We start from the raw sequence: 21,338 nt of genomic DNA on the forward strand, positions 1-21,338 counted from the left end.
AATTAGTTTGGTGTCTGCTTCTTTTGAACTCTAACTCTTTGATGTCAATGGGTTTTACTTTCTTGTAATTTGCGATCGCCCCGTGGTCGATTACCATTAATATGACGTATCAATCCGGCAAAATAATACTCATAGGCTTCCTTTTCATAAGCAATTTGTACTTAATTTGATACATTCTGGCGCAGAATTGTTGTCAAACTTTTTAGCGGGTCAAAAGAGAAGGAAGCTACCTGATTATAAGTTTTTTTGGCTTTTTTTTACCGCATCAAAGTATCTCAACTTACCACTATTTCTATGTTCAAATTGGGTAATTCCAATTCTTCCTATTGGTGGTTCCACATTTTTATAAAAATCAAACCCAACTTTTTCAATTGCTAGCAGCTAATTTGTAACATTCTTCAGATGAAGCAAATTGAGGAATGCGAATTGATGGAATATCATTTCTCAGCAATGCTTGAAAATTTTCCTGGTTCATTTCACAGTCATTTAAGGTTTGCCACTTAGTTGCTCTTAACATGGTAAATTTCTCACTCATAATTTCTTATAAATTAAATTGTTAAAATACTTTTTCATTTCATATTTCAGCTATCCAAAGGTTTGGCGATCATGATAATCCACAAGAAGAGGAGAACTTGTTTTCTCCCCTTTCTCTTGCACAAGGATCATTTCATTAAAAAATTTGAGGATTTTAAATGTTTGCCAAAAGTTGCTTCATCTTAGCCCCTCGTGGATGGTAGCTATTAAACTCTCACCCATTTCAGCACTTTGAGATCTTTGTCATAGCGATAGGTTAAGCCGTTCCTAGTAGTAATAGATTCTCCTTTGCTTGCCTTACTTCTAATAGTGGAAACGGAATAGTACGTTAATTCATTCATTTCCTTATGAGAAAGTCTTTTGCTTGTACTGATTTCTGACTCATTTTGGGATTTATCTTGAGCTGAATTATCTATTGTGATTTCAGTATTTTCGGAAGCATTAGTAACAATTTTTTTTGCTTTTCGCAAGCGATAATCCTGCACAGTCACAAGTTGCCAACTGGAATCTGGTGCAAGTTCCAAAACCCATTGATGATAATTAAATAGACTTTCTCTATGCCCTACACTAATAAATGTTGTTTTCGTTGATTGTAACTGCTGATATAAACTTCCTTCATTTTCCAAATCTAAAGCACTTGTTGCTTCATCTAATATGGTGAAGCGAGGATGAGTAACTAACAGCCGTGCGAAAGCAAGACGTTGTTGTTCTCCCATCGATAATATATTTTCCCAAGGAACTTCTGTATCAAAGCCATCGACTCGACTCAGCAAGTTTTGCAGGTTAACTTGTTGCAAAACTTGTTTAAGTTCTGCGTCGGTCATTTGACGATTGGTATTAGGATAGAGCAATTGTTCGCGCAAAGTTCCCAAAATTATATATGGGCGTTGAGGCAAAAATAAGACTTCTTCTAAAGGAGGTCGCACCAAACGACCAGTTCCCGCATTCCACAAACCAGCGATCGCTCTCAATAGAGAACTTTTACCTCTACCACTAGGGCCGACAATCAATAAACCTTCTCCTGGCTGAACAGACAACGATAAATCTTCAACAATCACCTGTTCATAGTTGGGCGTTTGTAAGGTAACATTTTCAAATGCCAGATGGTTTTCTTCTATTATTTTAATAGTACTGACATTTTCGGGTTGCTTAGTTACTTCTTCTAAAGCATCTGAAAACTCAGATAAACGCTCAACATAGCTAGAAAATCTTCCCGAAATTCCAAATTCATTAATTAATTCTGCCATAGCGTTAGCAAACAAACCAGTAGCTAAACTGGCTTGTCCAACTTGTCCGAAATCAATTTCACCATTAATATATAATGGCCCAAGTACTAAAAACGGAAATATTTGGATAATAGCCTGATATCCTCTGTTAAAAATTTCCTTACCTCTCTCCCAATTAATCTTGCGTTCAATATTTTTTAGTAGATTACTGAATCGGCGCTGAATTATATTTTCTTCTTGGTTTTCTCCTTGAAAAAAAGCTATCGATTCAGCGTGATTACGAACATGAGTTAAAGAATAATTATATTCAGCTTTAAGTTCAAGTTCCTCTTGATTAATCTTATTCAATTCTTGAGTTAAATAAATAGCAATCAAATTTCCTATGACCGTATAAACAAGCATAACAATAGCGATCTGTTGGGAGATTGACCAAACAATTGCTAAAAAAGCCGTCATTTCTAGCACTTTTTCTAATAAAGTAGCTGAAAAGGAGAGAGCATTACTGGTAACGGGTTCAATTTCTTGAGCTATACGTTGATCTGGATTATCAACATCAGATTTAAAATTGATTCTATAATAAGCCCGCTTACTCAAATATTTTGATAGTGTGCGATTATTTAGCCATTTGTACCAATCAAGAGCAATTTTTTTTCTGACAAATTTAGCAAATCCTACCAAGAAGGTTACGCAGATCAGGCTAACACCGTAAATTAACAAGGTTTGAGTAAACTTAGTAATATCTTTCTCTTCAATAATGACATTGACTAAATAGTTACTAATGAAGGTATTGAAAGCACTTACACCCACAAGCGCGATTATTAATAATATCAATAGAATAAGCATCCCCCATGCGCGAATCACATCTGAAAATGCTCTGTCTCCTGGCTTTGTTGGATACCAATAAGGCCCTGCGATCGCTCTAACATTCTCCCAAAATCGATTAAAAGCCGACAATGGAGAAGTAGCATCTTTTAAGGTTTGATTGCGAAGAACTTGAGCTTGCATATTTTATAATAAGTACGTCGAAAATTTTCTATGACTCTATAACTGAAGTAAAGGCAAATATAGCCGGAAAATTTTACTGGATAAGCTTTTTAGCTATTGCTTTTTGAGAAATCATCTTTACTTACCTAGTTTGCTTTTAGTTAACTAAAAAATAAGAGTTTGAGTAAGACATCCTCTCAGACTTTAGAGAATATCTGAGGTTGGTACAGCTGCGATGCCTGCGGCGGACGTAGCCAACGCAACTTCATCAATCACATCAGGTAGTTCATCTTCCACAAATCGTAGGCGAGGGTAGAAGTAGGTAATACAAGTTGCTGAAATAGTAAAAATTCCCATGATGACGCACAGAAGTCCCATACCACGACCTGTGCCGACACCAATAATTTGTCCGATACTACCTGCCAACAAACCATCAGTAGCCATTAAGGGTTCAAACACCTTTTCTGCCAAAGGCCCGATCGTAATATAGCCTAGAGGTAAACCTACGGCTTCGATCGCTCCTTTAATAGAAAAGACTCTACCCTGCACTAATGGTTCTACTTTCGCCTGAAAAATAGCTTGTGTTGAACTAGCAATTATCGGTCTGATCAAAAAGAATAAGAACATACCGACAATGAAGACATAAATAGAAGCTTGGAAACCGGCAACAAGAAGAAACACACCAGTGAGCAACATACAGCTATATATCGTATTCATATTACGCTCTAGACCTCCCCAGATACCAATCAGTAAACCCCCTGCTAAAATAGCAACGCCAAAGAGTGAAAGAATAGTCCCTAAAACTGTTACGGGAGCAAAAGATAACACCAGAGGTATAGTAATAACCTGAACACATCCTACAAGAAAAAAGCTATAAGCTGAGATAATTAATACTCCTAGTAGTCCTGGTCGAGCCAATAAATAGGTTAATCCATAAGTTGTTTCTTTAAGAAAAGAACTTTCTTCAATTGCAACAGCAGGAGTGCTAGATTTAGGGAACTGAACCAGTAACAAAAGAGTAATACTCAAAAATACGGTAGTTAAATGCAGCACGATAATCCCTTGCAAAGAAATCATCCCTAATAAAATACCTCCTAAAGGTGGTGCGACAAGCCGCGCCGTACCGTTCATGAAACTCAGCATTCCATTCGCACGACCAAGGTGCTGTTTTGGTACTAATAGGGTTATGGAAGCGATGAAAGCGGGTATCTGAAAAGCCATGAAGATAGCACTGAAGGTATTGGCTAAGTAAATGTGCCACACTTCCAATCGACCGATGATAAATAAAGCAGCGATCGCTACTGTTGCTAAAGTTGCAAATAAATCGCTAAGAATCATTGTCCATCTCCGATCCCACCGATCCACTAATAACCCAGCTACAGGTGCAAGTAAGATTAAAGGTAAAGTATTGGAAAGAGTAATAAGAGCAAATTGGGTGACAGAACCTGTCTGTTCGTAAACCCAAACATCCAAAGCAAATGCGGTGATGCTGCTACCAATAGATGCAATCAGCTGTCCCACCCAAACAATAATAAACAGTTTCATCTCACGGAAAATAGTCAGTGGCGTTTTTTCTATACTTGCTAACACGATCAACTCCTAAGTGTAGGCATATTCAAACTTTTCATCATTGCTTGATATTGCTGCAATAGCTTTTGCGCCTGATGATCCCAATCAAACTTTTCAACTGCTTGTTGCTGTCCAAGTTCTCCCATTGCAATTCTGAGATTGTCATCTAAAAGTAGCCGCAGCATTGCGTCAGCTAAAGCATCCGCATTCCCGCGTTCAACCAATAACCCTGTTTTTCCATCTTCTATCAGTTCGGGGAAAGCACCTCCACGGGTAGCAATAACAGGCAATCCCATTGACATTGCTTCGATAATTGGCATTCCAAATGCCTCATTCCAAACGGATGGAAAAATAAATATATCTGCTTGCTGATAATACTCAAATAGCTCGAAATGGGGAACTTTGCCAAGAAAAAAAACAGAACTGGCGGCGTTAGAAGCAATTCGCTCTTGCAATTGCTCGCGATAGCTACCTTGGTAATAAGGAAGAATATTCTGAATTTGCGGGTCTTTTCTATCAAGTGTGTACCACGGTACTAATGCGGTTTCTGAGCCGACAAGTTTTAGCTGTACTTGGGGATAACGAGATACTACTTTATTAAAGGCATCAATTAAAACGTGTATACCCTTCTCTGGTGAAATTCTACCCACAAAAAGAATTTGTTTAATATCTTTTTTCTTGGCTTCCTTATTGTGATGATTAGGGACGGCGAAGTGACGAGTATCTGCACCATTATATAAAGTTTGGCTGTTAACGTGAGGCAAATATTTACGAACTTGATTTTTTAGATAATCGCTGCATCCAATTACTAAATCGACTGACTTAAGATGCTTTTTAACCATTATTGGATCGAACAATGGGAGAAAATCACTATGTATATGTAAGACAATTTTTGCTTGGGGGTTATAGGCACGCATGAGGGGAACGAATTGAAAAACAATGTTTATATGAATTACATCACATTGCTGTGCTTGAATATCCTTGGCGACTTGTCGGTAAAATTCGCAATAAAATAATTTAGAGGCATAGAAAGGTCTTTGAGGATGAGATATGTTCCAGATATCAAGAAAGTTTAATGGTTCTAATATTTTATCAACCCATGATTCGGGAATGCGGCGATAGGTAATGCCATCTTCGTGATATTCTAATTCTTGATAGTGACCTTTTGAGCCATAGAATAAAACTTCATGACCAGCACGAGCCAAACGTCGCGCCAAGGCATAAGATACTAAGCGGATTCCTCCAGTTTTAGGTGGTTCGGCTAGGGTGACAGGATAATCGAAGAAGGCAATTTTCATAATTAATTAGATGTTTATTTTAAGTAAAAGCTAAATAAGTTAAGTTATTAGTTGGGTGTTTGAAATTAAGATTGTTATCACTAAAAGGCGTAAATAAAAGAGCAATTTTTTTAATAGAAAAGTTAAATATTTGTGTTTTACTGTGCAAAAATATTTGAAGATAAGTAAAGCTAGTTTGTAAGTTTTAAGTTAAGAAGTTGCTGATGAAAACTATTTGTTTACCATCCGGTCGATTGATGCCAGTATTGGGAATGGGGACTGCGGGACTGGGTGAAGCGATCGCCCAGCGTGACAATGAGATTGCTGCTTTGCGTCGCGGAATCGATTTAGGGATGACGTTGATTGATACGGCAGAAATTTACGGTGAGGGTAAGGCGGAAACCTTAATTGGCGAAGCGATCGCTAATTGTCGTTCATCAGTCTTTCTCGTTAGTAAGGTTGCGCCTCGCAATGCGATTGGGCAAGGGGCGATCGCAGCTTGCGAGAATAGTTTACGGCGCTTGCAGACAGATTTTATCGACCTTTATTTGTTGCATTGGCGGGGGCCTGTACAGTTATCAGAAACTTTGGCAGCATTTGAGACGTTGAAACAATCCGGCAAAATTCGAGATTATGGTGTTGGCAATTTTGATGTTGAGGATATGGAAGAAGCCAGTGCTTTACCCGGAGGTGAAGCCATTGCGACAAATCAAATCCCCTACAATTTGCAGCATCGCAATGGTGAGTGGAAGTTATTATCGTGGTGTCGGCAAAGAGAAATCCCGATCATGGCACATTCGCCTTTACTACAAGGCGAACTACTCAAACATCCCAAATTGCAATCAATTGCCCAACAGCGCGGGGTAACAGTTGCACAGGTGGCGATCGCTTGGTTGTTACATCAAGAGGTGATAGTCTTTCCCAAAGCCAGCAGTATCACCCACGTTGAACAGAATTGTGCTGCCCTCGATTTGCAGTTAACAAAGGAAGAATTGAGTGCTTTGGACGTTGCTTTTCCCCCACCATCTGCACATATTGCCCTACTTGAAAATTGGTAATTCCTATTCCAATACGCTTCAGTTAAGCCCAAAAGTCTTTTTTTTAACGAACCGCCAAGACGCCAAGGACGCAAAGAGAAGAAAGAAATGCTTAACTGAACTGTATTGATTCCTATTCCCCATTCCCCATTCCCTTTCATTTAGAACCATTAAATCTTTTTGCCAAATCTTCAGTTTTCTGCTTGTAATATTCTTTTGTAAGAATTGGGGGATATTTAGGAGATTCACCTGTATCTAAGCAATTTTCAATACAGGTAATTTCTGTATCATCACCAGGAGAGAGAAAGAAAGCTAAGGAGTATCTTTCGGGAAGACTACGGGCATTGGCTGGCATCAGTACCCGATGTTTGGTAGCAGGGAGTTTATCGTTTGTCCATCGTTGCATGACATCTGCAATAAAGACTATTGCTGTGTTAGGAAGTGGGGGTGCAGCAATCCATTCTCCGGCGTTGGTGCAGACCTCTAGCCCACCATTTTTATCCTGAAACAGTAAGGAAAGACTGCCCCAATCTGTATGTTCCTCGAAGCGGGCTTCTCCGGGTTGGGGAGGTTCGGATACTTCATAGTAGCGATGCAACAGCCCATAGTCGGCTTGTTGAGGATGGCGATCGCTAAAGTAAGATTCTGGTAAGTTTAGGGCAATGGCGATCGCTTTGAGAATACGATTACCAGCATCATGACAAGCTGTGAATAATTGTTGCACAGCATCACGAAAAGCGGGATGCTGTCCCAGGTGTTGATGAACCTGTTGCGCCACTGGGGAATCTGTATCGATCGGTTCTGTTAAAACTGCCTCGCCGAAAACGAAGGCTTCCCGAAAGTCACCGTTATATTTAGTGTAAAAGTATCCCAGAGCCGCGCCGTCTTTCCAAGCTAGTTGTCTTTTTTCTGCCTCTGGTAGTCCAAAGAAGCCATTAGCATTACCAAAGGCTTGGTCAATTGCATTTTGAGGAACGCAATTTTTTAGATAAAAGCAGCCAACTTCTTGAATGGCCTGTAAGACTTCAGAAGCGATCGCCTGTTTACTAGCAAAGTCACTAAAAGTAAACTGATGGAAATCAAGGATGGGAATCTGCGTGGAAGTGGTAGTTTGTTGTTCGAGTTCTTTAATGGAGTTCATAAGTTAAAAGGCGGTAGATTAATTGCGGTTATTTGGTTATTTTTAAACGCAAAGGGACGCAAAGTCAGCGCAGAGGTACGCAGAATAATTGCGATTAGAAAACGTCTTGCAAACCTCCTATATCAAGCCTTGTACTGGATATTCTAATTACGAATTACGTTAGCGTAGCGGGGCGTAGCCCATTACGAATTACGAATTAAGATTAACTACGCCCATATTTTTTGGCTCGATCATTGGTTCTTTTGAGGAGATGATCGCCTACAAATGTTGGAGGATATTTAGGAGATTCATCGGCTTTTAAGAAACTTTCTAGACAAGTGACTTCTACTTCGTAATTAGGAATCACAAAAAAGCTAAATGAGTACCTTTCTTTTACTTTCTGGAAATCAGTTGGTACGGAAACGCGATGAGGTGTGGCGCAAAATTTATCGTTTGTCCATCGTGACATCATATCTGCTGGCATCACCAAAACGGTATTAGGAACTGATGAGGTGGTAATCCACTCTCCTTGAGGTGTGTATACTTCTAGTCCTCCTCCTTGATCCTGAAATAGTAAGGTAATGCTGCCCAAATCAGTGTGTTCAAAAAAGCGAGTTTGTCCTAGTTTTGGCGCTTGGGAGATGTTGGGATAGTAATTGAAAACTCCGGCGTGGTTTTGCTGAGAATGTAAATCGGTAAAATAGGAGTTTGGTAGTTGCAGGGCGATCGCTAATGCTTCTAGTATATTCAAAGCACATTCTTGGCTAGCTTGAAAGAATTGCTGCAAAACTTGACGGAATTCCGGCGGATTTTCTGGCCATTGATTAGGGACATCCAAGGACTCTGTATAATCGTCAGCCCCGGATTTGTTTGGGTCAAATTCATTAGCAAAACTAAAGGACTCATGTAATTGTCCTGGTTGATCGCCAATGAACATTTTCTCAAAGGGTATGTAACCCCGACTCCGCCCGGTGACTGTTGAGGCTACTTTCTCTTTTTCTGCTAATGGCAGTGTAAAAAATCTCTCAGCTTGGGTAAATGCTTGGTCGATTAAAGTTTGGGAAACTCCATTTTTTAAATAGAAACAGCCCATTTCTTCAATAGCACAAGAAATTTGGTTAGCAACTGCTGCTTTGGTATTGCTGTCACCTGTAACAAATGGATAGAAATCAATAATGGGAATCTGTGATGTAGCAGTTGTTTGCTTTGTAAGTTCATTGATTGAGGTCATAGTTAAAACATTCCTAAAAAACTGATGATTTTTTCTTGGTAATTGATAGTATTTATCTAAAAATAGAATTCTCTGCCTGATTCAGAAATTATTCTTCACGCATTAAATCACAAGTGCTACATAGCGGAATCGAATTAAATTCATATTCATGTGTTCTACCAAGATAATCTTTAACAGAACCAACAATGCCTGTTCCATTTACATCTATACAACAGGTGTTGATACTTCCATCCCACAAAACTACAACTCGCTTTTTAGTTTCAAAAATGCACGGCTTCTGCTTTTCTATCGTACTAGTTAAACTTCGCCGCGATGTAGTTTTAGAAGTAACTTGTCCAGCCCAATCATGCTTTTCCTGCTGATGAGGATTATAGGTATAGACGATAGACAAAGGAATAGATTTTTCCTGAAACATTTGTTGAATGCGCTCTTTTTGCCCAACAAGATGTTCCGAGAGATAAATATCGTGTATTCCTAATTCAGACAACCGCCATGCCATTGCCTCATCTAGGAGTATACCGTTGGTGATAAAATTACAGTCAATTCCTTTGGTTTTGGCATAGGTGATAAAGTCTAATAATTCTGGATGAAGTAGAGGTTCTCCAAAATTGTTAAGAAACAAATCTTTTTGTCCACATTCAATTGCTAATTCAACAACATCTACAAATGTAGAAAAAGACATATTTCCTTTCGATCTACCTTGAGATGGATGAGGACAGTAAGAACAGGTTAGATTACAAAAATTTGAGATTTCAACTTGATAGATATACATAGTTTTGAACCTGTAAAATATTAAGAACTACTCAATACAATCATTAATTTGTGCGTGGAGTGCATGAGTTTAGTAACACTTGTGGTAGACAGCGCGATCGCCACCCGCCACAAAGGTGTCTATACAGCCTCTCCCGCGAGAAACCGCCGCCGGTGCAGAAGTACAGTAACCACCAAGATGCCGCCAATCACTCCAGACTGAACCATCCCAACTCTTGCGGTACATTGCACCATCACAGCCAACAGTAAAGATATCTAGCCGATTTTTCGCAACAGAAGTAGCAGCGACACCATACTGGCAATACCCTCCCAAATTTTCCCAAACACTCCAGGTTGAGCCATTCCAATGCTTGTGATAAATCGCGCCATCCCCGCCTAAAACAAAGGTATCAATGCAGTCCATCCCGTGAGAAACCGCAGCCGGTGCAGAAACACAGTACCCTCCGAGATTTTCCCACTCATCCCAGGTTGAACCATTCCATCGCTTGTGGTACAGCCCACCATCAATGCCAACATTAAAAATATCTAGCAAATTCTCACCACCAGAAGCGGCGGCGATTCCATAGTGGGAATACCCGCCAAGGTTTTCCCAACGACTCCATTTTGAACCATCCCACCATGTGCGGTAGGTGACGCGATCGCTACCCAAAACAAAGGTGTCAATGCGATTCAACCCCCAAGAAACCGCAGCTGGCGAAGAAATACAATATCCTCCCAGCCTTTCCCAATCGCTCCAAGTTGAGCCATCCCACCACTTATGCCATAAAGGGCCAATACTCGCTGTGAGTAAAACATCCAGCCGATTCTCTGACCAAGAAGTGGCTGTAACACCATACTGGCAATATCCGTCTAAATATTCCCCATCAGTAGAAAATATTGGCATATCTTCTTTAGAGGCGGGACTCATCGCCGGAAATGGCATACCCCGATCCTGAGAAATTGCTGTTGTAGTTGGATAACTGGTTGTCATTGGCCTCTTTTCTTCCTTTGCGTTCTTGGCGTTCTTGGCGGTTCGTAAAAAAAACTGACTTTGACAAAGAGTTAAGCCTTAACTGACCCTTATTGCATAAAACTTGTGGTAAACTGCGCGATCGCTACCCAACACAAAAGTATCAACACGCTTTGGCGCAGAAGCAACCGCAGCCGGCGCAGCAATAGAATAGCCGCCGAGATTATTCCACCCAACCCAATTAGAACCGTCCCAATACTTCTGGTACACAGCACCGTTACGAGCAATGATGTAAATATCTAGACGATTTTCCATTCCCGAAGCAGCCGCCACACCATACTGAGAATAACCACCGAGTTTTTCCCAACCACTCCAGCTTGAGCCATCCCAATACTTTTGATAGATGGCGCGATCGCTACCCAAGGCAAAAGTGTCAATCCGGTTTAATCCCCAAGAAACCGCAGCTGGTGTAGAAATACAGTAGCCCCCCAGCCTTTCCCAATCACCCCAGATTGAGCCATCCCAACACTTTTGGTATATGGCTCCATCCCAGTTGACGATAAACAGATCCAGCCGCTCTCCCCAAGAAGCAGCCGCGACACCGTATTGAGAATATCCCCCAAGATTTAGCCAATCGCTCCAGGTTGAACCATCCCAGCTTTTATGATACACAGAGCGATCGCCTCCAATCACAAAGGTATCAATCCGATTCTCTCCTCTGGCGATCGCAGCTGGTGCAGAAACACAGTAGCCTCCCAGCCTTTCCCAATCACTCCAGACTGAGCCATGCCACTTTTTGTAGTACATAGCGCTATCTGTGCCAATGCTAAAGACATCCAGCCGATTTTCTGCCCCAGAAGTGGCAGCGACACCGTACTGAGAATACCCGCCAAGATTTTCACCATCCATCGCAAAAGATGGCATATCTCCTAACGAAGCAGCCCCCATCATCGGGTATGGGGTTGGTGGAGGATAGGGCATACGTACAGAAGCGTCTTGAAGTTCCATTTCAAGCGGTGGCATCTGGTTAGATATTTCTTCGGCGGTTGTTTGGCTCATTGTCATTTAATTACGAACTTGTACTGAGCGTAGTCGTTGGCGCAGCCTCTCGTAGAGAAGTATTACGAACTACGAATTATCTAAAGTCTTTAAAATTACTTTTGCAGCTAGTTTATGTCCCGCAGGATTCCAATGACCATCAATATCAAAGTAAAGCTTTTCTTGATTGCTATTTTTTCTAAAATCATCAGTTAGATTGACACAAGTTACATCTTGTGATTTTGCAAGATCGCATAAACGCTGATAGCCAATCTCTTCATTTTTGAGCAAATCTACATTCTCAGGAAATAACTGGACATAATCTTTGATATAAGTTGATTCTTTTGAAGGTATAAGAAAAACAAAAAGCTTAACTCGATTTTCTTTGGTCAAACGAATGATTCTTGATAATGCCGCTTCTACTTTGACAACCCCATCAGATGTCAAATAATCGCTATCTACACCTACTCCTGACTCAGGTGCTGCCAGCGATAAATTAAATAGAGTTAAACCATTTTTTGCTTCTTTAAAGATAGAATTTCCAGCTTTTACTGGGAAGCTTTTTTTGCTATTTTTCAATACAAACTGGTAGAAAAAGGTTTTTTCATACCAAGGTGAAAAACTTCTTTCTTTGAGTGTATCATATATCTTTTGACCAATATCCGATGAATAATTAGTCAAATCATTAGCAACTATAGATAAGATGGCTGTCTGAGGTTTATATTTGGCGATCCATTCATTAAATAATGTTTCGTATTGAGCAAAAGAATAACCGGGAACACCTAAATTAATTTCTGGTTGCTGCAATTTTGATTCTACAAGTCTGGGAAATATTTTTTCTTCACTGACCCATTGGCCCCATGTAAATGAATCTCCAATAAAATACAAGTTAGATTTTGTGTAATCTCTCCCTATATTGCGAAATCCATAACTATCTGTATTAGCAACTTCTGCAACTTTTGCTTCTTGCCAAACAGTTTTGAAATCCTTCAGGTTTGATTTAGGTTTGTAACCTAATTGAGCATCCGGTTGAATAAATTGATAAAAAATTTGCGCCTTGGACTTTTGTGGGGCAGCAACTCCAGTAGTAATGGCAAAAGTTTCGATGATTAATAGCCCAACTATAACTCCAGCCAGCATGAGCAATAAATTTTGTAGCCAAGGCTTTATTTTTCGCATCAATTATGAACTCTTTACTGAAAACGGAAAAACGAACCGCAAAGACGCAAAGTACACAAAGGAATAAGAGTTTGAGAGAGTTTTTGCATTTAATTACGAATTACGAATTACGAATTGTTGACATAGTGTTTTAGCAACAATCTCCCCTGCTAACTGATGCCCTAAAGCATTCCAATGTCCTTCGCAGCGAAAAGTATTATCAAACCCATGTAAGCAGACATTATTCTGCTCGGCATAAGCCTGAAAAGATTCTCCTAGATTAATAGTAGTAAAACCTTCACGTTCTCCTAATGTTGCAATCCGCTTTTCTGGGTAAAACCAATCTGTTAACCCTGACACTTCCTGATGATGACGCACGACAGGATCGGGATTAACTTGCAGGGGAGTTGTTAGCGTTACTACAGCAAAATTCGCTTTTTTAGTAATTGTTTCATTATGTATTAAACTAATTAGTCTTTCTGTTTGTTGCCATGCTTGTTGCCATTCAGGATCATTTGCAGTGTTGTATACAAGCCATTCTGTTTGCTTTAAGAAATTCTGCCATTCAGGGTCAGTATAGGGAGAAAGTGTTGCAGGTTGTGTTGCTAACTGGGGGTCTTGTTTTTTCTGATCTTGGTGAGGAAGTGGTAAAGCGTATTTTGCTTGTTTTAAAAGCTGTAAAATCCGTAAACGATCTTGAACTTGGAGATAAGCCTGATGCCACCATGACTTTTGTGAGCGATAAATATCCATGTTTACAAACGAGTCATCAAGCACCCAATTATCATCTCGATCGACAAAATAGGGTTTCATGAGGGCGCTATTATCCATAGCAGTTTGACTCACCATTTTTTCGGTGAGACTGCGGGAGTTGTTTATCAAATCATTCCCAGGATAAAAATTTAGAAGTACGAGGTCTGGTGAATAGTTCCAGACCTTTTCTTGCAAGGCGATCAGTTCTTGATCGGTTCCATAACCATTCACTCCGAAGTTCATCACTTCTACGTCACGACCTGCTAGGGTGGGACAATTTTTCAGTTCGCGTTCAATGACTGCTGCGATTCCTTGTGGTTGCGGCAGTTGGCGTGCTTCTGTAAAAGAATCTCCCAGCAAGGCAATACGGATAGTATTCTCTGGCTTAACTGGGGAATGTTCTCGATCGCGAAAGCCCTGACTGTTGTATTGGATATAGGCTTCCCCTTCGTCATGCACCCACCCAGCCGCATAAGGTCGTCCTGCCCAACCTCTATGTTCATCAAAGGTATAAAATGTCTTGTATTCAATGCCAGCAATGCGTAAGCCAATTTCTACGACCGCCAGCCCTAAGACAATTCCACCTAATAATAAAGCTAGAGTCAGCATCACCGCTACCCACCGCTTTAATGATAATGCCGATGTTACCACCTCACATTCCTCAAAATAGTGTGTAAATAAAGGGTGCAAGTACGGATGACTGTGCAAACACAATCAAGATACCTAAGAGTAATAGTGTGACAATGAGTGGTAGCAGGAAGAATTTGCGGCGTTCTTTCAGCAATCCCCATAAATCTTTCAGCAAGTCTTGTGTTGTTTCAAGCATTAGAAGGGTTTCTCCATTTTGTTTATAGGTTTAACTTGATTGATAATGCGATAAGTTTTTACGTCAGCATTTAGCTTTCTGTCCATCGCATCATGATGGAACACGCCTCGCATCACTAGACCGATTGGCGTGATTAAGGTATAGAAAATAATACTGAGAATTATCCGCGTATTAATCCAACCTAAAACCAGTCCAATTCTCATCCAAATTTGGTAAACACCATTGAGTGTGGTGGGGGCAATCAGCGCCCAAACCCAAAGGATGCTAGCGATCGCCCAAGGTAAAATCGGTAAGGGTTCATGGTGTATCAAGGGCAGTATACTACCGAATAATCCTGCGGCGATCGCACCGCCAAGCAGTCCAAAATCTCGTAGTCCTTTCCGATCGAGTTGTTGTATTTCGTTCATCGGCGTTAATCTAATTCAAATTCTGTTTTCCAAGATTCATCTTTTTGTATCTGGGGTTGGTTCGATTTGGCGAGGAGAAAGTTCTCCAATACCAAGTAATCCATCTCGGTTCTCATAAAACAGCGATAGGCATCTTCTGGGGTACACACAATCGGTTCACCCCGGACATTAAATGATGTGTTTACCAAAACTGCACAGCCAGTTTTTGCCTGAAAATGTTGCAGCAGTTCATAGTATCGAGGATTGGTTTGCTGATGAACCGTTTGAATCCGAGCGGAATAATCTACATGAGTGATGGCGGGAATGTGCGATCGCTTCACGTTTAACTTATCAATGCCAAACAACTCCTCCTGTTCTGGTGTCATAGAAATCCGCAGTTCGGCGTTAATGGGTGCAACCAAAAGCATATAAGGGCTGGGACGGTCAAGCTCAAAGTAGTTAGAAACCTGTTCTGCTAAAACAGAAGGGGCAAAGGGACGGAAGGATTCACGGTATTTAATTTTCAAGTTCATCACCGATTGCATCTTAGAACTGCGAGGATCACCGATGATCGAACGACCTCCCAAAGCTCGCGGGCCAAACTCCATCCTGCCAGAGAACCAACCCACAACATTCCCCTGCTCTAAAATTTCAGCAAGTTCAGGCATAAGTTTGTCATCTTCTAGGTATTGGTAGGGCGCATTCACAGACTGGAGATAGTCTTGAATCTCTGTTTTTCCAAAGCAAGGGCCTAGATAGCCCCCCTGCATGGCATCCCCATCGTGAGGAAGGCGCGGCTTTTCATGATACTGATGCCAAATAGCTAATGCTGCCCCAACTGCTCCCCCTGCGTCTCCGGCTGCTGGTTGAATCCAAATATCTCGAAAATTTGTTTCTCGCAAAATGCGGCCATTGGCGACGCAATTTAGGGCGACTCCACCGGCTAAACAGAGATAGTCTGTGTCTAGTTCTTTCTTAACCGTTCTTGCCAAACGTAAAACGACTTCCTCGGTAACGTGTTGGATAGAACTAGCTATATCCATTTCTCGCTGGGTAAGTTTACCCTCGCTTTGGCGTGGTTCACCACCAAACAATTGATGAAATTTCGGGGTAGTCATGGTCAACCCCGTGGTGTAGTTGAAGTAGTCCATATTCAACCGAAATGTGCCATCTTCCTTGAGATCCAAAAGATGGTTGAGGATATGGTCTACATATTTGGGTTCACCGTAGGGCGCTAAACCCATGAGTTTGTATTCCCCAGAGTTGACCTTGAAACCTGTGTAGTAGGTGAAGGCAGAATAAAGTAGCCCCAAAGAATGGGGAAAATCAATTTCCCATTGAGGAGTTAGTTGGTGATCTTCTCCTAACCAAACTGAGGTAGTTGCCCACTCTCCAACTCCATCAAGGCACAGCACCGCCGCCCGCTCAAAGGGACTGGGGAAAAAGGCAGAAGCGGCGTGCGCTTGGTGATGTTCAGTAAATAAAAGTTGGGGCAATTGTGCTTTTTTGCAATTTCCGAGGGTCGCCAGTTCCTTTTTTAACAGCGTTTTGAGGTAAAGCTTTTCTTTTAACCAAACTGGCATTGCTGCAATAAAGGAACCTAATCCCTTGGGCGCGTAGGCGAGATAGGTTTCTAGGAGTCGCTCAAATTTGACCAAAGGCTTATCGTAGAAAACGATTTGGTCTACTTCTGATAATCCAATATCTGCTTGTTTGAGACAATAGGCGATCGCACCTTTAGGAAATCTCGCATCATGTTTTTTGCGGGAAAAACGCTCCTCTTGTGCGGCGGCAACAATATCACCATCCACAACTAAGGCGGCGGCACTATCGTGATAATAAGCTGAAATTCCTAAAATACGCATTTTTTTAATAGATATAATGGCGGAATTTATAACTCTATATCGCTCAATTTCCACAGACCCAAACTTTTCTGTGGGTAGTCTTTTCTTTCAGTCGTTTTTTCATCAATGACTTCGAGCATATCAGGAAAGTTGTACGGAGGTAATTGTAAATCGATTGCTCGCCAATCACCCGTAACAATATCTTTATTTTCAGGTATGCCTGGATAAATTGTAGTTAAAAGATATGTAGAATGGCTTTTTTTGAAATTTTTAATTACAGCGATAGCATCTTTAAATGAGAGATGTACTAAACAATCTCTACAGAAAATTAAATCGACTTGTGGCAGTGGATCTGTTGCTAAGTCAAGATTAATAAATTCTCTCGCTTCATTGGCATAACGACGTTGATTGTCGGTAATTAAATCGGCAACAATATCACATCCAATATATTTGTCTATATTCAGTTGTGCTTCTTTTAGCCAATAAAAATCTCCACAAGGAGCATCAAGCATGGTTTTGACATTAAGTTTCTCCAATAAAACTGGTATTTTTTTTATGATGACCGATGTTTGTTGGAGATTAGATCCTCTGCCAGAAATAGATTCGCGATCGCCCCACCTATTACGATAATATATATCATTAAAAACTTCTTTTCTGTTTTTACCTCGATACGATAAAAGCATTAATTCATATTGCAAATTAAATGACAGATAGTCAAAGAAAGATTTTATGGGATGTAAAATGGTATTCTTACTCATATTTTTTAAGAAGAAAACTGCTAAAGTTAACTAAAATTGAAAGTAGACAAAGGGTTGAGGATTGATTGCTGCAAACCGAAGTATTATTGAAACTAACATTCCATAGAAAACGGCAAAACTCCATTTAGGAATTTTCTGCCACCAGTCTGCAAACCAACCTTTATAAGCTGCCCAGTGCATAATAATTAAAGGTATAAAAACCCATGCAACTTGAATATTTAGGTTTTCAGAGCCAGGAGAATTAAAGAATAAAAAGCTTTTCTCCACTTGCACAGCACTGATGATATTGTTACTCCGAAAGAAGATTGCAGAAGCACAAAACCAGTAAAACGTCAGGGGAATACCTAAGATATTTCTAAGTGTCTGGAATCGCTTATAGGGAGCAATCCAGGATGACCATTCTTTGTGAACAATTAAAGCAATGCCATTCAATCCCCCCCAAACGACAAAATGCCAAGCTGCACCATGCCAGAATCCAGAGGTAAGCATCAGAATCAGAATATTTCTAGAACTAAAGGTTTTTGTGCGTTCTTCTTTTGGCCGCATTTTCATCAAAGGACTGTAAATATAGTCTCGCAGCCAGGTGAAAAGCGTAATGTGCCAACGTTGCCACAACTGAGTGACATTTGCAGAAAAGTAGGGAAAATTAAAGTTGAGAGGTAGCTTATATCCAAGTAAACCTGCACAGGCGATCGCCATATCTGAATAGCCAGAAAAGTCGCAGTATAGTTGTATAGCGAAAGCAATTATGGCAATCCAGCAGCTCAAAGCGGTATAAATTTCTGGACTAGCAAAATACTGTTCTACCAAGGGAGAGAGATTATCCGAAATGCACGCTTTCTTAAAATATCCCACCAAAAAAAGCGTTAAACATCCCCGAAAATCAACTTTGTCTAAAGTTTTCAGGGTTAGCAATTGAGGCAAAAAAGTAGATGCGCGGACAATCGGCCCTGCAACCAGTTGAGGGAAAAAAGTTACAAACAGAGCGAAATCCCAAAAACTTCTAATAGGTTTGAGTTTACCTAGATAGGCATCAATAGAATAGCTCAGTGTTTGAAATGTGTAAAAGCTAATGCCTGCTGGAAGAATGATTTGAAGGGTTTTAATACTAATAGGTAGCCCCAAAAAAATTAATACGTGTGAGGCAGAGTCAACGAAGAAGTTATAGTACTTAAAAAATCCTAATAAACCTAAATTTACAACTAAACTGAGTGCCAACCATCCTTGGCGCTGCTGCTGATTCATTGGTTTATTCAGCACTGCATCCCAAGAAAATCTGTTTTGTACTGCCTCGCTTGTTTGAATTTCTTGCTCTACTATTGAACTATCAAACTGTGGTCTAGACAGCATCAAACCGACAAAGTAATCAACCACTGTCGAAAGTAAAAGTAAGGAAAGAAAGCGCCAATCCCAAGCACCATAGAAAATATAACTACAGACTAGCAACCATGATTTACGATGATTCTGTTTCTGTAAAGTCCAGTAGACACAGAAAATAATAATAAAGAAAAATAGAAACCGAAATTCTGTAAAAACCATGTTTATTCTCAGGTGTGAATTAACTAAAACAGAGGCTAAAGAGTAAAAAATATTCTATTTTCACGTTTGGTTGTGGGATTTTTTTGTGATTAGCTGACTTCTAGATATAAGGGATTGATTATATGGATCGTTTGGAGACGAATTCAGATATTTAGAAAACTCTACTGCCAAAGCGCGGGTGAATTCTTCAGCGCCTTGTTGATTTAAATGCCTCGCATCAGCCCGGCGATCGACTTCATATAACGTGGTGAAAGTATTAGGCTTATTAAAAGCAAATAAAGTCGGAATATATCCTACATTGTAAGCTGTTGTAATAGCAGAATTATTGAAATCAGTATTTAAAACTGGAGGAATGAAGAAAATAGGTTTAACTTTAACTTGACTGATTTTCTCTTGGCTCTCAATTCTATAAGCTATATTTTGAATGATTTTAATTATAGAGGAATTAAGTGGATATGTAGAGATATTTCCTCGAACAAAAACTCCTGATTTTGATTCTTTTAGTTGTTGTTCATAACTTTTCAAGGAATTTGATATAAAATTTTCTCTCCGTTTAGCACTATTTTCCAACCAGTCCATTGCATAATATCCAGCTTCCTCTATTAATTTTTCAGCAGATATTCCTTTTATTAATACTTCAGATTGTTGCTGCCAAAAATTAGAAAAATAACCAATACCTAGGGATCGATATAGAAAGCTTACTGAATTTGCATAAAAACCGCTAATTTTCTCTTTTAAAGTAGAGGTTGATTCAGATATTAGTTGAAAATTTTCTATCGTTTTAACAGGAGTATGCCAGTAGACATTTTTAGCCGCAGTCGGTGCTTCCTCCATGAAAAAGTCAACTAAACAGTCTAAAAATATCCATTTTAAATTTGCTGGCTTTAAAGCTAAAATCTTTTGCAAATAAAAATCCATCTCAACTGCATTGGCTGCCATGATTCCAAAGTTGAAAGACCTGATACTCTTACCATTAGATGTCATTGTTTCATCAAATACTTTAGGGATAACTCCTTGATATGTGGTACTAGGCCCTAAAAAAATAACATCATAATCATCTTTGTGTTTAGCAAAATATTGGAACTTAGTACTGATGTCACCAAGATTTGGAGGAGTATCAGAAGAGAGTAAAACTGTATTAATTAATCCAGAGCTTGAAATCAAAGCAAGCAGAAAAATTATGCTATAAAAAAACATAATTACTGGTCTTGGTACTACTTTTTTCAGAATATCTATATTCATTGTCGGTTTTGGAAGAATAAATTATTTTAATTCACACAAATGTTCAGAGAGAAGGAAGTTTAGTTTTTAGAGGAAGTTAAAATTGATGTATTATTATTATTTCTTTGAATGTAAAAATCGCTTGTGAGAATAGGTGGATATTTTGCAGTTTCATTTGCACCTAAACAACTTTCAGGACAGGCAATTTCAGCATCGTTATTAGGAGACCCAAAAAATGCAAATGAGTATCTTGGTTGAATAGATTGGGATGCCAATGGTATTGCAACTTGGTGTTTTGTGGCATAAACTTTGTCGTTCGTCCATCGTTGCAAAATTTCTCCTGCCATGACGACAACCGTATCAGGAATCAAAGGAACTGGAACTCGCTCTCCTGTTTTTGTGCAAATTTCTAAGCCTTCTACCTCATGCTGAAACACATAAGTAATAGTATTGCCATCTGTATGTTCTCCCAGGCGAATATTTTGACCTTGCGAGAGTTGAGATGCACCTGGATAGTGATGTAGCCCCACAGCATGATTTTGCTCAGAATGCAATTCAGTAAAATAAGATTTTGGCAGTTTCAAAGCAATAGCTAAGGCTTCAAGAACTTTCAGCGTACTCGCGTGACAAGCTGCGAAGAATTGCAACATCGCTTCTTGAAACTCTGGTTGATTTTGTAGCCATTGGTTCGGTTGGTGAAAAGGATGATCTAGCTTATCCAATTCCTCTGGGTTCATTTCTCTACCAAAGTAAAATTGTTCGCTGAGTATGCTTGACATCCCCACAGGGATATATCCTCGATGACATTTTTCTGTTAAAGCTATCTGTTTTTTCTCTTCTAACGGCAGTGCAAAAAAACTCTTGGCTTGAGCAAATGCTTGAGCAATAAAAGTTGTGGGAACATCATGATTTTTTAGGTAGAAACATCCTATTTCCTGTAAAGCACTGGCGATTTGAGCAGCAACGGCTTCCTTGGCATGGCTATCATCAGTCATAAATGAGTGAAAGTTAATGACTGGAATCTGTGTTGAAACAATAGATTCTTTTGAAAGTTCTTTAGTTGAGTTCATCGTTAAAAATGAGTGAAGTTATAAGAAAAACTTTGCATACTTTTGCG

The 21,338-nt window shown here is 39.8% G+C and carries 19 protein-coding genes; 1 reads left to right on the forward strand and 18 read right to left on the reverse strand.

Annotated elements, in window-relative coordinates; translation table 11 throughout:
* Positions 1–367 precede the first annotated feature (367 nt).
* The 4 genes from V7K69_RS28795 to V7K69_RS28810 form a co-directional block, all read right to left on the reverse strand.
* Positions 368–535: a hypothetical protein gene (locus V7K69_RS28795; RefSeq protein ID WP_335040859.1), complete on the reverse strand. Its 168-nt coding sequence runs from the start codon at positions 533–535 to the stop codon at positions 368–370.
* Between the two features lie 205 nt (positions 536–740).
* Positions 741–2,765 carry an ABC transporter ATP-binding protein/permease gene (locus V7K69_RS28800; RefSeq protein WP_335040860.1) on the reverse strand — a complete coding sequence of 675 codons (2,025 nt, stop codon included), beginning with the start codon at positions 2,763–2,765 and terminating at the stop codon, positions 741–743.
* Positions 2,766–2,948: 183 nt separating this feature from the next.
* A complete protein-coding gene (locus tag V7K69_RS28805) occupies positions 2,949–4,334 on the reverse strand; it encodes an MFS transporter (protein WP_335040861.1) in 1,386 nt (461 codons plus the stop codon).
* A gap of 2 nt (positions 4,335–4,336) precedes the next feature.
* Positions 4,337–5,611: a glycosyltransferase family 4 protein gene (locus tag V7K69_RS28810; RefSeq protein WP_335040862.1), complete on the reverse strand. Its 1,275-nt coding sequence runs from the start codon at positions 5,609–5,611 to the stop codon at positions 4,337–4,339.
* A gap of 203 nt (positions 5,612–5,814) precedes the next feature.
* On the opposite strand from V7K69_RS28810, the gene V7K69_RS28815 reads away from it, so the two are divergent.
* On the forward strand, positions 5,815–6,648 hold the full coding sequence (locus V7K69_RS28815; RefSeq protein WP_335040864.1) for an aldo/keto reductase: 834 nt from the start codon (positions 5,815–5,817) through the stop codon (positions 6,646–6,648).
* Between the two features lie 136 nt (positions 6,649–6,784).
* Here V7K69_RS28815 and V7K69_RS28820 read toward each other — a convergent pair whose 3' ends face one another.
* The 14 genes from V7K69_RS28820 to V7K69_RS28885 form a co-directional block, all read right to left on the reverse strand.
* Positions 6,785–7,768 (reverse strand): isopenicillin N synthase family dioxygenase, encoded by a 984-nt coding sequence (locus V7K69_RS28820; protein WP_335040866.1) that lies wholly within the window; start codon positions 7,766–7,768, stop codon positions 6,785–6,787.
* Positions 7,769–7,970: 202 nt separating this feature from the next.
* A complete protein-coding gene (locus V7K69_RS28825) occupies positions 7,971–8,978 on the reverse strand; it encodes an isopenicillin N synthase family dioxygenase (protein ID WP_335040868.1) in 1,008 nt (335 codons plus the stop codon).
* A gap of 88 nt (positions 8,979–9,066) precedes the next feature.
* Positions 9,067–9,750, reverse strand: a complete 684-nt coding sequence (locus V7K69_RS28830; protein WP_335040870.1) for a radical SAM protein — start codon at positions 9,748–9,750, stop codon at positions 9,067–9,069.
* 69 nt (positions 9,751–9,819) lie between these two features.
* Entirely contained in the window at positions 9,820–10,719 is a 900-nt protein-coding gene (locus V7K69_RS28835) for a hypothetical protein (protein ID WP_335040872.1), read from the reverse strand.
* Between the two features lie 78 nt (positions 10,720–10,797).
* The gene (locus tag V7K69_RS28840) at positions 10,798–11,757 is read right to left on the reverse strand and encodes a hypothetical protein (RefSeq protein WP_335040874.1); all 960 of its coding nucleotides are present in this window, start codon (positions 11,755–11,757) and stop codon (positions 10,798–10,800) included.
* Positions 11,758–11,826: 69 nt separating this feature from the next.
* Positions 11,827–12,915: an SGNH/GDSL hydrolase family protein gene (locus V7K69_RS28845; RefSeq protein ID WP_335040876.1), complete on the reverse strand. Its 1,089-nt coding sequence runs from the start codon at positions 12,913–12,915 to the stop codon at positions 11,827–11,829.
* Between the two features lie 93 nt (positions 12,916–13,008).
* The gene (locus V7K69_RS28850) at positions 13,009–14,298 is read right to left on the reverse strand and encodes an SGNH/GDSL hydrolase family protein (RefSeq protein ID WP_335040878.1); all 1,290 of its coding nucleotides are present in this window, start codon (positions 14,296–14,298) and stop codon (positions 13,009–13,011) included.
* Positions 14,299–14,308: 10 nt separating this feature from the next.
* Positions 14,309–14,473, reverse strand: a complete 165-nt coding sequence (locus V7K69_RS28855) for a DUF5989 family protein (protein WP_190233927.1) — start codon at positions 14,471–14,473, stop codon at positions 14,309–14,311.
* Positions 14,473–14,880 (reverse strand): SxtJ family membrane protein, encoded by a 408-nt coding sequence (locus tag V7K69_RS28860; RefSeq protein WP_335040880.1) that lies wholly within the window; start codon positions 14,878–14,880, stop codon positions 14,473–14,475. The genes V7K69_RS28855 and V7K69_RS28860 overlap by 1 nt, the downstream gene beginning before the upstream one ends.
* Before the next feature lie 5 nt (positions 14,881–14,885).
* The gene (locus V7K69_RS28865; protein WP_335040882.1) at positions 14,886–16,724 is read right to left on the reverse strand and encodes a carbamoyltransferase family protein; all 1,839 of its coding nucleotides are present in this window, start codon (positions 16,722–16,724) and stop codon (positions 14,886–14,888) included.
* A 26-nt stretch (positions 16,725–16,750) separates the two neighbouring features.
* Positions 16,751–17,461, reverse strand: coding sequence for a class I SAM-dependent methyltransferase (locus tag V7K69_RS28870; protein WP_335040885.1), 711 nt, complete (start codon positions 17,459–17,461; stop codon positions 16,751–16,753).
* Between the two features lie 30 nt (positions 17,462–17,491).
* A complete protein-coding gene (locus V7K69_RS28875; RefSeq protein WP_335040888.1) occupies positions 17,492–19,000 on the reverse strand; it encodes an MBOAT family O-acyltransferase in 1,509 nt (502 codons plus the stop codon).
* A gap of 60 nt (positions 19,001–19,060) precedes the next feature.
* Positions 19,061–20,242 carry a hypothetical protein gene (locus tag V7K69_RS28880; protein WP_335040890.1) on the reverse strand — a complete coding sequence of 394 codons (1,182 nt, stop codon included), beginning with the start codon at positions 20,240–20,242 and terminating at the stop codon, positions 19,061–19,063.
* A gap of 59 nt (positions 20,243–20,301) precedes the next feature.
* Positions 20,302–21,291, reverse strand: a complete 990-nt coding sequence (locus V7K69_RS28885; protein WP_335040892.1) for an isopenicillin N synthase family dioxygenase — start codon at positions 21,289–21,291, stop codon at positions 20,302–20,304.
* Positions 21,292–21,338: the final 47 nt, after the last annotated feature.

Source organism: Nostoc sp., assembly GCF_036917775.1.
GTDB lineage: Bacteria > Cyanobacteriota > Cyanobacteriia > Cyanobacteriales > Nostocaceae > Nostoc.